The organism is Pseudoalteromonas sp. MMG012 (assembly GCF_018100875.1).
Classification (GTDB): domain Bacteria; phylum Pseudomonadota; class Gammaproteobacteria; order Enterobacterales; family Alteromonadaceae; genus Pseudoalteromonas; species Pseudoalteromonas aurantia.
Map to the genome: position 1 here is coordinate 1 of NZ_JAGJEF010000036.1, position 13,358 is coordinate 13,358.

11 protein-coding genes are annotated in these 13,358 nt (G+C 41.8%); 10 read left to right on the forward strand and 1 reads right to left on the reverse strand.

All coding sequences use genetic code 11. The annotated features are described in order from the left end of the window. From J8L97_RS12915 to purF, 7 genes are all read left to right on the forward strand, one after another. Positions 1–3,385 (forward strand): FimV/HubP family polar landmark protein (locus tag J8L97_RS12915; RefSeq protein WP_282098525.1); only part of this gene is annotated, 3,385 nt, incomplete at its 5' end. Between the two features lie 203 nt (positions 3,386–3,588). Then, the gene (gene truA, locus J8L97_RS12920; protein ID WP_192508094.1) at positions 3,589–4,386 is read left to right on the forward strand and encodes a tRNA pseudouridine(38-40) synthase TruA; all 798 of its coding nucleotides are present in this window, start codon (positions 3,589–3,591) and stop codon (positions 4,384–4,386) included. Between the two features lie 293 nt (positions 4,387–4,679). Next, positions 4,680–5,555, forward strand: coding sequence for an acetyl-CoA carboxylase, carboxyltransferase subunit beta (accD, locus tag J8L97_RS12925; protein ID WP_192508093.1), 876 nt, complete (start codon positions 4,680–4,682; stop codon positions 5,553–5,555). Between the two features lie 23 nt (positions 5,556–5,578). Next, a complete protein-coding gene (gene folC / locus J8L97_RS12930; protein WP_211050243.1) occupies positions 5,579–6,832 on the forward strand; it encodes a bifunctional tetrahydrofolate synthase/dihydrofolate synthase in 1,254 nt (417 codons plus the stop codon). Positions 6,833–6,847: 15 nt separating this feature from the next. Then, positions 6,848–7,534: an SPOR domain-containing protein gene (locus J8L97_RS12935; RefSeq protein WP_211050245.1), complete on the forward strand. Its 687-nt coding sequence runs from the start codon at positions 6,848–6,850 to the stop codon at positions 7,532–7,534. A 60-nt stretch (positions 7,535–7,594) separates the two neighbouring features. Beyond that, complete coding sequence (locus tag J8L97_RS12940) at positions 7,595–8,089, forward strand: CvpA family protein (protein ID WP_210996760.1); 495 nt, start codon at positions 7,595–7,597, stop codon at positions 8,087–8,089. Between the two features lie 17 nt (positions 8,090–8,106). Beyond that, positions 8,107–9,633: an amidophosphoribosyltransferase gene (gene purF / locus J8L97_RS12945; RefSeq protein WP_210996759.1), complete on the forward strand. Its 1,527-nt coding sequence runs from the start codon at positions 8,107–8,109 to the stop codon at positions 9,631–9,633. A gap of 99 nt (positions 9,634–9,732) precedes the next feature. Here the strand turns inward: purF and J8L97_RS12950 are convergent, their stop codons facing one another. Then, entirely contained in the window at positions 9,733–10,332 is a 600-nt protein-coding gene (locus tag J8L97_RS12950; protein ID WP_192508088.1) for a Yip1 family protein, read from the reverse strand. A 273-nt stretch (positions 10,333–10,605) separates the two neighbouring features. On the opposite strand from J8L97_RS12950, the gene miaE (J8L97_RS24070) reads away from it, so the two are divergent. The 3 genes from miaE (J8L97_RS24070) to J8L97_RS12965 all read left to right on the forward strand — a co-directional run bounded on the left by miaE (J8L97_RS24070) (position 10,606) and on the right by J8L97_RS12965 (position 12,915). Next, positions 10,606–10,839 (forward strand): tRNA isopentenyl-2-thiomethyl-A-37 hydroxylase MiaE, encoded by a 234-nt coding sequence (gene miaE / locus J8L97_RS24070; protein WP_409455162.1) that lies wholly within the window; start codon positions 10,606–10,608, stop codon positions 10,837–10,839. Continuing rightward, positions 10,793–11,614 (forward strand): tRNA isopentenyl-2-thiomethyl-A-37 hydroxylase MiaE, encoded by an 822-nt coding sequence (miaE, locus tag J8L97_RS12960; protein ID WP_282098526.1) that lies wholly within the window; start codon positions 10,793–10,795, stop codon positions 11,612–11,614. Before miaE (J8L97_RS24070) ends, miaE (J8L97_RS12960) begins: the two co-directional genes overlap by 47 nt. Positions 11,615–11,712: 98 nt before the next feature. After that, positions 11,713–12,915 (forward strand): hypothetical protein, encoded by a 1,203-nt coding sequence (locus J8L97_RS12965; protein ID WP_211050249.1) that lies wholly within the window; start codon positions 11,713–11,715, stop codon positions 12,913–12,915. The last annotated feature ends 443 nt before the right edge of the window (positions 12,916–13,358 follow it).

Below are 13,358 nucleotides of genomic sequence, written 5' to 3' on the forward strand. Positions count from 1 at the left end.
CACGCAGTTGCTAGAAGAAAATGACGAACTTGATACAGATGATACAGATGATATCGATGTGCTTGTTGATGACGTGGAGCCAGAGCAAGAACCTGCCACGCAGTTGCTAGAAGAAGAAAATGACGAGCTTGATACAGATGATATCGATGGGCTTGTTGATGATGTGGAGCTAGAGCAAGAATCTGCCACGCAGTTGCTAGAAGAAGCAAATGATGAGCTTGACGCAGATGACATTGATGGACTTGTTGATAATGTGGAGCTAGAGCAAGAATCTGCCACGGAGTTGGAATCAAATCTAGCATCGGTTGAAGAAGGTAGTGAAGATTTCCATGAAGCTAGTGGCGATGAGTTGGACATCGAAGACATAGATAGTTTATTGGATGTTGCTGAGGACGAGCTTGATACGCAAAGTGTAGAAGAGTTATCTAATGTCAATGTGGATGCTGAATTAAGTTCAAGTTTAGCAAATGACTATATTGCTGATGACCTCTTAGATGAAATAGATATTGAACTACAGTCTGAAACGGTAACAGAAAGTAATGGGGTAGAACTATCAGAGAGCGATTTTGATCTTGATGACTTAAGACCTTTGGAAGAAGCTGATACTGCTTCGCTTCAAGAATCAACTGAGCATGCAGATCTTTTACAAGGGATGCTGAATGAGGAGGAGGAGGTTCCGACTACATTTGGCAATGCTGAGCCAAAAGAATTGCAAAGCGTCGATGAGTTGTTAAATGAGCTTGATGATCAGGAAAGCCATGATTGGGATGATGAGTTAGCCGACGAAACGGAAGTTGATTTAGGGGATGATCCGTTATTAGAAGACGTTGATTTATCAGAAAGTGAAGTGTTTTTCGAGCCAGACCCCGTCACACCGAGTATTGAGTTGGAAAGTTACCCTGAACTGGCATTGGACACAGAACCAGCGGAAACTCGATTGGTTTCAAGTGAAACCGAACAAGCACTTTCGGAAGCTTTACAAGGGAATGACTTAATTGAAAGTTCTTTAGATGGCGACTTGGATGATGAGCATGATGATACGCATGATTTGTCATTTTCTGATGAGGAACACGATACTATAGAAGAACCGTATGATAGCGATAATGCCTCCTTATCAGATATAGAAACGCTTCCTGAGTTTAACGAGAAAGATGCGTTAGAATCAATGGGTGATGAACCGGAAGAATTGAGCTCTTCTGAGTTTGACACTTTGCTTGACGAAGCGCGTGACGAGGAACCTGTTACCATAGCTGATGAGTTAGAAGGTGACATTGCGGGATCTGTTGAGCCCGAACCTGAACTAGCGCAAGCGTTAGAGTCCGAGAGTGATGACATCAGTGATGATGCAAGCATTGAGACGCACCATGAAGCACTTGATGACACATTAAGTGAATTTGACGAACAAGCCGCGATGGATGCCGTGGCCGATGAGCCAGCAAGTGATGTTGCGGAATCAGATAAGCCTGAACCGGATCTAGCACAAGCGTTAGAGTCCGAGAGTGATGACATCAGTGATGATGTCAGTGCTGAGACGCACCATGAAGCACTTGATGACACATTAAGTGAATTCGACGAACAAGCCGTGATGGATGCCATGGCCGATGAGCCTGCAAGTGACATTGCGGAATCAGATAAGCCTGAACCGGATCTAGCACAAGCGTTAGAGTCCGAGAGTGATGACATCAGTGATGATGCAAGCATGGAGACGCACCATGAAGTACTTGATGACACATTAGGTGAATTTGACGAACAAGCCGCGATGGATGCCATGGCCAATGAGCCTGCGAGTGATGTTGTGGAATCAGATAAGCCCGAACCGGATCTAGCACAAGTATTAGAGTCCGAGAGTGATGACATCAGTGATGATGCCAGCATTGAGACGCACCATGAAGCACTTGATGACACATTAGGTGAATTCGACGAACAAGCCGCGATGGATGCTATGGCCGATGAGCCTGCAAGTGATGTTGCGGAATCAAATAAGCCCAAGCCCGACTTAGCGCAAGCGTTAGGGTCCGAGAGTGATGACATCAGTGATGATGCCAGCATTGAGACGCATCATGAAGTACTTGATGACACATTAGGTGAATTTGACGAACAAGTTGCGATGGATGCCATGGCCGATGAGCCTGCTAGTGACGTTGCGGAATCAAATAAGCCCAAGCCCGACTTAGCGCAAGCGTTAGGGTCCGAGAGTGATGACATCAGTGATGATGCTAGCGCAGAGACGCATCATGAAGTACTTGATGACACATTAGGTGAATTTGACGAACAAGCTGCGATGGATGCCATGGCCGATGAGCCAGCAAGTGACGTTGCGGGAACTGTTGAGCCCGAACCGGATCTAGCGCAAGCGTTAGAACCCGTAAGTGATGGCATCAGTGATGACGCCAGCATTGAGATGCACCATGAAGCACCTGATGACACATTAGGTGAATTTGACGAACAAGCTGCGATAGATGCCATGGCCGATGAGCCTGCAAGTGATGTTGCGGAATCAGATAAGCCTGAACCGGATCTAGCACAAGCGTTAGAGCCCGAGAGTGATGACGTAAGTGATGATGCCAGCGCAGAGACGCACCATGAAGCACTTGATGACACATTAGGTGAATTCGACGAACAAGCAGAGAAGGCAGATGAGCTTGCAAATGACGTTGCGGAGTCTGTTGAATCTGATTTAACGCAAGTACTTGAAAATGAAGCTATACAGCCATCCAATTTAGCTGATGCACCTGAGTTTGAATTTGAGAATGAAGATTCAGGCCCCACTGATGATGTTGAAAAAACGGCATCTCCAGATGAGTTTTTATCTAATTTAGATACATTGTCAGCAGAGGAAGAAAATACAGAGCAATTAGAAATCGATGAGGCGGCAATTGAAAGTGAGTTTATGTCTAATTTGTCGGACACAGACTTTGATGCGTTGCTTAATGATTTATCTGAACCAGACTCTGTGAATATTGATGATTTGGATGACGTGGAAGTTGATTTTGAATCATTACTGAGTGACGAGCTAGAAACCGAGTTAAACGAGACGGATACTGCTAGCGTATCAGAAGAGCATGAAGTTGAAGAGGAAGATCACTTTGTCAATATCGATGATTTGTTATCTCAAAGTGATGATTTAGAACCTTCAGATGAACCTTACAATGAAGCAGATATGGATGTTGGGTTAGGAGATTTTGATGAGTTTTTAGCAGGGGATAATGCAACCGATGTTGACTTAGAAGCAGATGGTTTCTCCGCAAAACTCGACTTGGCTCGTGCCTATATTGAAATTGAAGATTATGATGGTGCTATGGGAGTTATCCAAGAAGTTTTAGAGAATGGCCCTGAGTCGGTTCAAAGAGAAGCGCAAGCGTTACAAAGTAAGCTTGAGCACTAGATGAATCAAATCAACGAAGGTGATTAAAGGTATAGCTTGCTATACCTTTTTTATTGAATGGTGCCCATATCCATAAATTGAATAATTTCGGTAGTACAGGGGTTAATGGCGATAAATAAGCTAAGTATCACGAGCACGCTTTTATTCATGCGGGCGATCGCATAAAATGCTCGGCTATTAAAACATTGAGATAAGAAGTGAATATGCGTGTAGCATTAGGAATAGAATACAACGGGGCAAATTACAGTGGCTGGCAACGCCAGCCTCACGTAAATAGTGTACAGCAAGAGCTGGAAACAGCATTATCTCGTATCTGTAATCATCCTATTGATATAGTGTGCGCTGGGCGCACCGATGCGGGTGTGCATGCAACCGGTCAAGTTGTTCACTTTGATACCCATGCTGAGCGAGACATGAGCGCCTTCACTTTGGGTTTAAACTCGATGTTGCCTGACGATATTGCGGTACGTTATGCGCAGCAAGTTGATGATGAATTTCATGCACGCTTTAGTGCAACGGCGAGACGGTATCGATATGTTATTTATAACCATGCATATCGACCTGGAATACTGCGCAGTGGTGTAACGCATTTTCATCATCCCCTTGACGAAAACTTGATGCAGGCTGCGTGTCCTGCCATGTTAGGCGAACAAGACTTTACCTCTTTTCGGGCGGTACATTGTCAATCGAATACCCCGTTTCGTAATATCCACCATTTAAGCGTGGAGCGCGTAAATGATTATTTAGTTATTGATATTAAAGCGAATGCATTTTTGCATCATATGGTCCGAAATATCACTGGATGTTTGACTGACATTGGTATGGGGAAACAGTCACCACAGTGGATGGCGGAGCTGTTAACACTTAAAGACCGCACACAAGCAGGCGCAACGGCAAAACCAAATGGCTTGTATTTAGTGGATGTGGATTATCCTGAAAAGTGGGGGATACCGTCTACGTCACTAGGACCATTATTTTTACCAAATAAAGACATTGAATAATACGTTAGTTGATTCGTCATTAATAACACAAACGTTATTAATGCGTTCGATAGTGAATGTGTGTAAAAATTATTTTTGAGCCGAGGCCATTCTAATTTAGTCATAAGTATCAAGAATGTTTATTATAATAAATATAAGTAAATTATTATTGATTTGTTTGTTGTGGCTCGTATTATGGCACGACTACTAAGACCAGTTTTTTATACCGTTGTAGTCTAAATCATGGTTTAATTGAATCAGTTTGTCTGTATTTACAGACGTCGCGACACAGAATTAGCACAAGAGAGTTGCAAATGAGTTGGTTAGAAAAGATCTTACCTAAAACAGCAAAAGCTTCAGGTAAAAAAGAAATTCCTGAAGGTGTATGGGCAAAATGCGGAGATTGTGATGCTATTTTATATAAAGCTGAACTTGAAAAGTCATTAAATGTCTGCCCTAAATGTGATCATCATATGCGTTTAAGCGCTCGTAAGCGCTTAGAGTATTTTTTAGACGATGCTGATCTTCAAGAGATTGGTGCTCAGCATGAGCCGAAAGACGTACTAAAATTTAAAGATTCGAAAAAATATTCAGATCGAATTTCATCAGCGCAAAAAGTAAGCGGCGAAAAAGATGCGTTGGTTGCTATGACAGGCCGTTTGAAAGGTATGCCTGTTGCTGCTGTTTCATTCGAATTTGCTTTCATGGGCGGGTCAATGGCCTCTGTTGTCGGCGCGCGTTTTGTTGACGCAGTGAATCAAAGTTTAGAGCATAATATGCCATTGGTATGCTTCTCTTCATCTGGCGGTGCACGTATGCAGGAAGCTTTGATGTCGTTAATGCAAATGGCTAAAACAAGCGCGGCGTTGGCAAAAATGAGTGAGAAAGGTTTGCCATTTATTTCAGTGTTAACCGACCCAACAATGGGTGGGGTTTCTGCATCGCTTGCTATGCTAGGTGATATTAATGTTGCAGAGCCAAAAGCACTTATTGGTTTTGCGGGCCCACGTGTTATTGAACAAACTGTACGTGAAACGTTACCAGATGGTTTTCAGCGCAGTGAATTCTTATTAGAGCATGGTGCAATCGATATGATTGTTGACCGACGCGAAATGAGAGATACCTTAGCACGTATACTGGCTAAGTTTATGGACTTGCCTTCAACTGAACAAGAGCATAGAGTAGCGTAAATTTTTTAGTTTAAGCTACGTTTATGACAATTCAGACGCCCAGCCAATCGTCAACCCTTGATGATTGGCTTTGTTATTTAGAAAGTGTGCACCCTGCGAATATTGCAATGGGTTTAGCACGAGTCCAAGAAGTTGCGGAAAATATTGACTTACTTGACACGCCAAGCAAAATTATTCTTATCGCTGGGACAAATGGCAAAGGAACAACCGCACGTTGTTTAGAGTCACTTTTGCTTGCTCAAGGGTATAGTGTTGGTACCTATGCATCACCCCACTTAAGTCGTTATAACGAGCGTGTCAGAATAAATGGAAAAGAACTAGACGATCAAGTGCATGTCGATGCTTTTCATTTATTAGAGCTGGGTAGAAAAGAGACCCCTTTAACCTATTTTGAATATGGCACATTGGGTGCGCTTGCTATTTTTAAGCGCTTTGCAGTCGATTTTGTCCTTCTTGAGGTTGGATTAGGTGGACGACATGATGCGACCAATATTGTTACACCATATGCGAGTGTGATCACGACGATTGATTTAGATCACAAGGAATATTTAGGAGATACCCGAGAGCTGGTCGGGTACGATAAAGCAGGTATTTTCCGTAAAGATACGCCAGCTATTGTGGGGGATTTAAAAATACCCCATACAGTAACCGATTATGGCGTTGAAATTGACGCTGATTTGATACTGTCAAAGCGTGACTTTTTATTTATTCCTACGCCCACGGGGTTTAGGTGGATTTATAACGATTTTGATTATGAATTTGCTAAGCCCTCTATTCCAGCGCAAAATGTCACCACAGCATTAACCACATTGGCACGGTTAAATTTATTACCAGAAGAAGATGTCATTAGGCAATGTTTGATTGACTTGCAAGTTGAAGGCCGTTTTCAGCAGTTAAGTGCGCAGCCGAGAATATTCACGGATGTGGCACACAACCCAGAGTCAGCACGGTATTTAGCACATAAATTGAATGACTTTAAAGTGCGGGGCTTTAAAATTCATGCATTAATCGCTATGCTTGCAGATAAAGATAAGTTGAGTGTTATCAATGAAGTGGTTGATTTAGTAGATACATGGTCATGTGCGTCTTTGCAAAACCCTCGTGCAGAATTAGCAACCAACTTACAAACATTGATACCAAACATAGCATCGAGTCAGGTATTTGACAGCGTTCAAGAGGCGCTTGACTGTATTGTACCAATACTAGATGAGCAGACTGTATTGATTATCTTTGGCTCATTTTTCACGGTGGCAGATGCCATTGCATATTTTGAATAAATAGAGAGTAATTACGTGAACTCAGGATTTATTAACCGTCTAGTAGGAACAAGTATCGTCGTTGTTGCGGCCATAGTTTTTATTCCCAATATTCTTGATGGTGAAAAGGTTCACTACAAAGAAGGCTTTAAAGCCATCCCAGAACGTCCTGAGTTTACGACAGTCGATTTAAAATCGAAAATAAACCTGCGAGTAGAGAACGGCCCAACGATACGTGGTGAGGCTATTGAGGAGGTTGAGGCAGACGATGAGCATTTACTTGAACCTACTGTAAAAGTAGCTGAAGTAAATAGTGAGATTGAAGCCGATGAATCTGAGACGAAAAATAGTAGTGTAAATGTGTCTACTACAGACGCAACAGTGCAAGAGCAAGTCAAACCTGCACCAGAAAAAGTCACAGTAAAGTCTCAGCCCAAAGTCACTCCCCCGGTGCGTAATAGCACTTCCAACCTGACAAAAATGGCTTATGTGATTCAGTTGGGTAGCTTTTCACATAAACCGAATGTGGATGCGTTGGTTAAAAAGTTACACAATGCTGGCTTTAAAGCTTTTACACGACCAGTAAAAACGCCTAATGGTACATTGACCAAAGTGTTTGTTGGCCCAGACCTGGATAAGACGAAACTCGAATCTAAGCTATCTAAATTGAAAGAATTAACCAAATTGAATGGTCGTCTTACTCAGTTCAATATTGCAAAATGATCTGGTAATTGCCTTTAGGCTCTTATAGAATGCGCCCAAATTAACGACTTATTGGTTATTATGATCTGGGTTGATTACGCTATACTGTGTATTGTCGGGTTATCGACATTATTTGGCTTACTTCGTGGTTTCGTCAAAGAAGCTATGTCTCTAGTCGTATGGATTGGCGCATTCTTTATCTCTAGTCTTTTTTATCAATATCTAGCAACCTTTCTCACTTCCATTTCAGAACCCCTTTTAAGAAATGCGGCCGCAATTGCCATATTATTCATTGCGACCTTGATGTTGGGTGGGTTTGTTAACTATATCTTAGGTGAGCTTGTGCAGCGCACGGGTTTGTCTGGCACCGATCGACTTTTCGGAATCGTATTTGGTGGTTTACGAGGCGTACTGGTCGTCAGCGCCTTATTGTTTTTTCTGGATGCATTCACTAGTGCGCCTGGCACGCAGTGGTGGTCAGCATCTACTTTGATCCCTGAATTTGGCTTTGTGATAGAGTGGTTTTTTACCTACCTTGAGCATAACTCCAGCTTTTTAAATTCAGTAAACCGTTAATCGGCGAGGAAAATTTCATGTGTGGTATCGTTGGGATAGTCGGAACTTCTCCTGTAAATCAGGCGATTTATGATGGCTTAACTGTTTTGCAACACCGTGGCCAAGATGCTGCTGGCATAATTACTATTGACAATAATACGTTTAGTCTACGTAAAGCAAATGGTTTAGTAAAAGATGTGTTCCATACACGTCATATGAAGCGCCTACAAGGTAACATCGGCATTGGGCATGTGCGCTATCCAACAGCAGGCTCTTCTAGCTCAGCTGAAGCTCAGCCTTTTTATGTGAACTCTCCTTTTGGTATTGGTCTTGCTCATAATGGTAATTTAACCAATGCAGAAGCACTTAAAGAGCGTTTATTTACCACGGCGCGCCGTCATGTAAATACAACGTCAGACTCTGAAATTTTATTAAATATATTGGCACATGAGTTAGGTAAACCTAACAAGATGAAACTCGATGCTGAAGACATGTTTAATGCAATTACCGAGGTAAATGCACAGGCAACAGGTGGTTATGCGAGTATTGCGATGATCATCGGACATGGTATTCTTGCATTTAGAGATCCAAACGGCATTCGCCCACTGGTTTTTGGCAAACGAGAGACGAGCAGTGGTGTTGAGTATATGTTTGCCTCTGAAAGTGTTGCGTTAAAGATTGATGGTTTTGAGTTTGTTCGTGACGTCGCGCCAGGCGAAGCGATTTATGTAACCGAAGATGGACAATTGCATTCACAAATCTGTGCAGTGAAAACTCAACATGCACCGTGTATTTTCGAGTTTGTTTATTTTGCCCGCCCAGACTCAGTTATTGATAATATGTCAGTTTATGCGACCCGTATGAATATGGGTACTAAATTGGGTGAGAAAATAGCAAGAGATTGGGCAGACAAAGACATTGACGTGGTTATTCCTATTCCAGAAACATCTTGTGATGTAGCGTTAGAAATAGCGTCTGAGTTGAACTTGCCGTACCGCCAAGGGTTTGTGAAAAACCGTTACATTGGCCGGACATTCATTATGCCGGGGCAGGAACTACGAAAGAAATCAGTTCGTCGCAAGCTCAATGCAATCGACAGTGAATTTAAAGGCAAAAACGTCTTACTTGTTGATGATTCAATTGTACGTGGTACAACATCGGCGCAAATTGTTGAAATGGCGCGTGAAGCCGGTGCAAAAAATGTGTATTTTGCATCAGCAGCACCAGAAGTACGTTTCCCTAACGTGTACGGTATTGATATGCCATCTGCGGCAGAACTGATTGCGCACGGACGGGAAGTTGAAGATATTAACGCAAGCATTGGCGCCGATGGCCTAATTTATCAATCGCTGAATGATTTGATTGCTGCTGTTGGTCAAGAGAATCCAGAGATTAAAGTATTCGAAACATCAGTATTTGATGGGGAATACATTACTGGAGATGTTGATCAAAATTATTTGAATCGCATTGATGCATTACGTAATGATTCAGCTAAGTCAACACGTGAACATGCCATGTCTTCTAGTTTAGAGTTACATAACCAAGAAACAGACGAAGGTGAATAACCTTATAGTCAGTTAACAGGTTCATTAAAACAAAAAAGGAGCGACTAGTCGCTCCTTTTTAATTTAGGATAAAAGCAAGGGGTGTCGGTTTCGATACCCCTAATTGAATGTAGGACTAATTATGCCATTGGTCCATAAAATTGCTGTTGCAGCTAATATAATCACTAGTAGTATCAAACCGCAAGTCACCACAGAGCTGGCATAGATAAACCCGCGTTCCTCAGGAATATGCATAAGTATTGGCACACCTGTGTAGAGCAAGTAAACAGAATACGCTAAGGCAACCATTCCCGCAGACACCACAAACCAAAGTTCAGGGTAAAATGCTGAGAATGCCGACATAAACATAGGTGTTGCTGTATAAGCAGAAAGCTCTAAAGTTTGGGTAAATGTTGGTTTGGCGCCAAATGTAACCGCCATCCAATGTGCAAGGTACGATAAGGCAAAAATGCCTAAAATGAGTGCTGTATACATGGCAATGCCAATAAGTAGTGCGCTTTCATGTGTTAAATAAACGGCATCTCCAACACCAATTTCCCATCCTAGATGAACGGATGAGTAATACCCCATAATACTTGGGATCAATGCGATTATTGCAATATGAGATAGGCTGTACTTTACGCTTTCATGACGGTTATCTATTGTTTGCCACTCTTCAAGTGGGTGAGCGTATAAGCCCCACAAATGGTTAAAAATCATATTATGCCCCTTTTTGTTGTCGGTATTATTTTTATACTGCACATATAATTTATGAGGGACTGCTCAATTTTTGTCAAGAAAAGGTTAAACTTTCGTCTAATTGAAAAGTTTTGAATTATTTGAAAACAGATAAAATAAAATCGGTTTCCCGAGTCGGTTCAAGGCGAAGTATCGACTACTTGTGTTGGGTAGGGTTATGGTATAATTGCTCGCGTTGCGCAAAATTAAGAGTCATAAGACCTATTTTCCTGAATTTTAGAAGAGATGTAACCCTTGGACGAGCTATTACACCCAATTAAACAATTCTTACAATGTGAAACACCTCAAGCGTGGATTGAGGCAGCAATTGACCCAGATAATTTATCAATTGTCCTAATTGACCATCTGATCTGCGAGCTTAAAGTATATATGTGCACATTGCTCAATCGTTGTACAACGATTGAGCCTTGCAGTTATGGCAATGGTGCACAGTTCCAAAGCAATAAATTTGCAAGTTTGGAGGTGTAACGTGGATGAGTTGTTAAAACCTATATATTCGTTTTTAAAATGTGAAACGCCTGATGAGTGGATAACAGAGGCAACAAAACGTGAAAACTTAACTGTAGTGCTTACGGACCACTTAGTGTGTGAGTTGAAAGCAGCTCAGTCAGCAATGTTCTTAATCAGAAAGTATGCTGTAGATAAAGCTAGTGGTGATGCGCTACTTGAATGGTTAAAGCCGTTCGAAACACTTATCTACAAGCGCGAGGGAGATTGGCGTGAGTTGGCTGACAAGAACAAACTAACCAAGTCGATGATCCCAAAGTCAAATACTCCATATGGTCAAGATCTCATCGATAAGATGGTGATTCTAATTAAAGAAGAGTTGCATCACTTCTATCAAGTACTTGAAATTATGGACGAGTATGGCATTAAGTATCAAAGCATCACGCCATGTCGCTATGCAAAGGGCATGCTTCGTAATGTAAAAACTTTCGAGCCAGACGCGTTGGTGGATAAGCTCATTGTTGGTGCGTACATTGAAGCGCGTTCGTGTGAGCGGTTTGCCAAATTAGCGCCACATGTAGATAAGCGTTTGGGGGATTTTTATATTTCCTTACTACGCTCAGAAGCTCGCCACTACCAAGACTACCTAAAGCTGGCACAAGAAATTAGCGAACTTGATATTTCTGAACGAGTAGAGCTTTTGGGCACTGTTGAAGCTGAGCTAATTTCCACCCCAGACGATGACTTTAAGTTCCACAGTGGTTTGCCAGCCTCGAGCGCAAGCAGTGTTAGGTAGTATCAGAAGTGAGCTCTAAGGATAATTTAGAACTCGATAGAGCTATAAAACTCTCTAGCTCTTCGTCACTTCGAGGTGAAAAGGTAACTCGTAGGTTTATGAGCCGAGTAAGCTATAAAAGTATAGCTGCGTTAGAGGAGTTACTCGAAGTATTAAAGAGTGACTTTCAAGCTAACGATAAAAAGTTTCATAAGAGTGTATATCGTGAGTACCTCAGTATTGTTCTGGCTCACTTGTTGTATGCTAAGGAGCATGAGTGTAGGGTAAGGTACTCCCGATCAACTAGTCATTGTTCTGGCTCATTAAATGCGGAAATCATAATTAAGCTTTTGGATTTTCTTGGTAAACTTGGATTAATTAAGCAACATATTGCAGCTCCAGTTGAAGGGAATCCCGAGCAGTCGACTTTTTGGCCAACAGAAAAGTTTGCTAGCTATTCCTATGGTAAGTTTGAGTGGAAAAACATAGTATTCGTGGGTACTGGCATCCTTCTAAGGGACAAAGACAAAGTTGAGTTACCGTTGCCTAAAAGTGCAAAGCACTTGCTTAGTAGAGTTAGTAAGGTGAACTCTTTACTGCAAAATACAATAGTTCTTCAAGATAATAAAAAGCAAAAAGTTGCGCTAACACGGATATTCAAACATTCACTTGATCTCGGCGGAAGGTTTTACACTCGAAATGAAGTTAACTCTTATCAAACTAGTAAAAAAGAGCATCGAAAATTAATAACAATTGATGGCTACTCTACTAAGGAAATTGACTTCAAAGCTATGCATCTGAACATGCTATATGCTTGGGCTGGTATTAAGATAGCTCGAGACCCTTATATTATAGAAGGGTTAGAGCGTGGGCTTGTTAAGGCGCTTGTATTACGCTTTGTGAACTCTGAGAACTTGTCTGCTTTTAAGGCTGCTGTAACCAGAAGCGCTAACTCTGAATTCAAGCACAAAATGAATTGTCCGATTGAAAGAGCTAAGGTAGTTCCTGAGGCAAGGGAAAGTTTTATAGAAGGACTTCCAGATGGTATGACTGGGGGGGAGGCATACGGCTACCTATCTTCTGCTTATGCTGACATTAGTGAGTATATAGCTCAAGAGAATATAGGGTTAAAACTTCAAAACACGGATAGCAAAATCATGGATGCAATTCTGGTAGAATTATGCGATAGAGGTATAGCCGCATTGCCTATGCATGACTCGGTAATCGTCAAAGAAAGTGACGTTTTAACAGCACAAGAAGTAATGAAGAAAGCTTACAAAGACATTATGGGTGGCTATGAGATTGACGTTTCAGTTACATAGTTGTAATCAGCTGTCGCGCAGTTGGTTATCGAATTGAGCAGTTATAAATGGTTGGGGTGACCTCTAATTGTTAGTTACTTATTTGCAAGTAGATGTTTGATTGTGATCTATCACAAATAGGAAGTACACCCACGACAGCGTCGGGGGTGCACGTGTCGGGCGAAGCCTGACACGTCCTTGCTGTTGTCTATAGTGCCATGCCCGTTGTATTACAGATTCTAGTTTAGTGATCTTTCTAGCAAGCTTTACTGTTATTGGTTGTTCTAATTATTATTGATTATTTATGTTGTATTAAACTGCCCACCAATAGTGTTGAATAGTGTATTGGTGCGTTAATGCTATGCTCTATTTGCATAGGTCGGAGGGGGGTAGTAGGTATGTGTTTAATGGTGCCCCTTGTACATATCAACTAACACGTTCTTAACTTTGTGTTTTGTTTATCG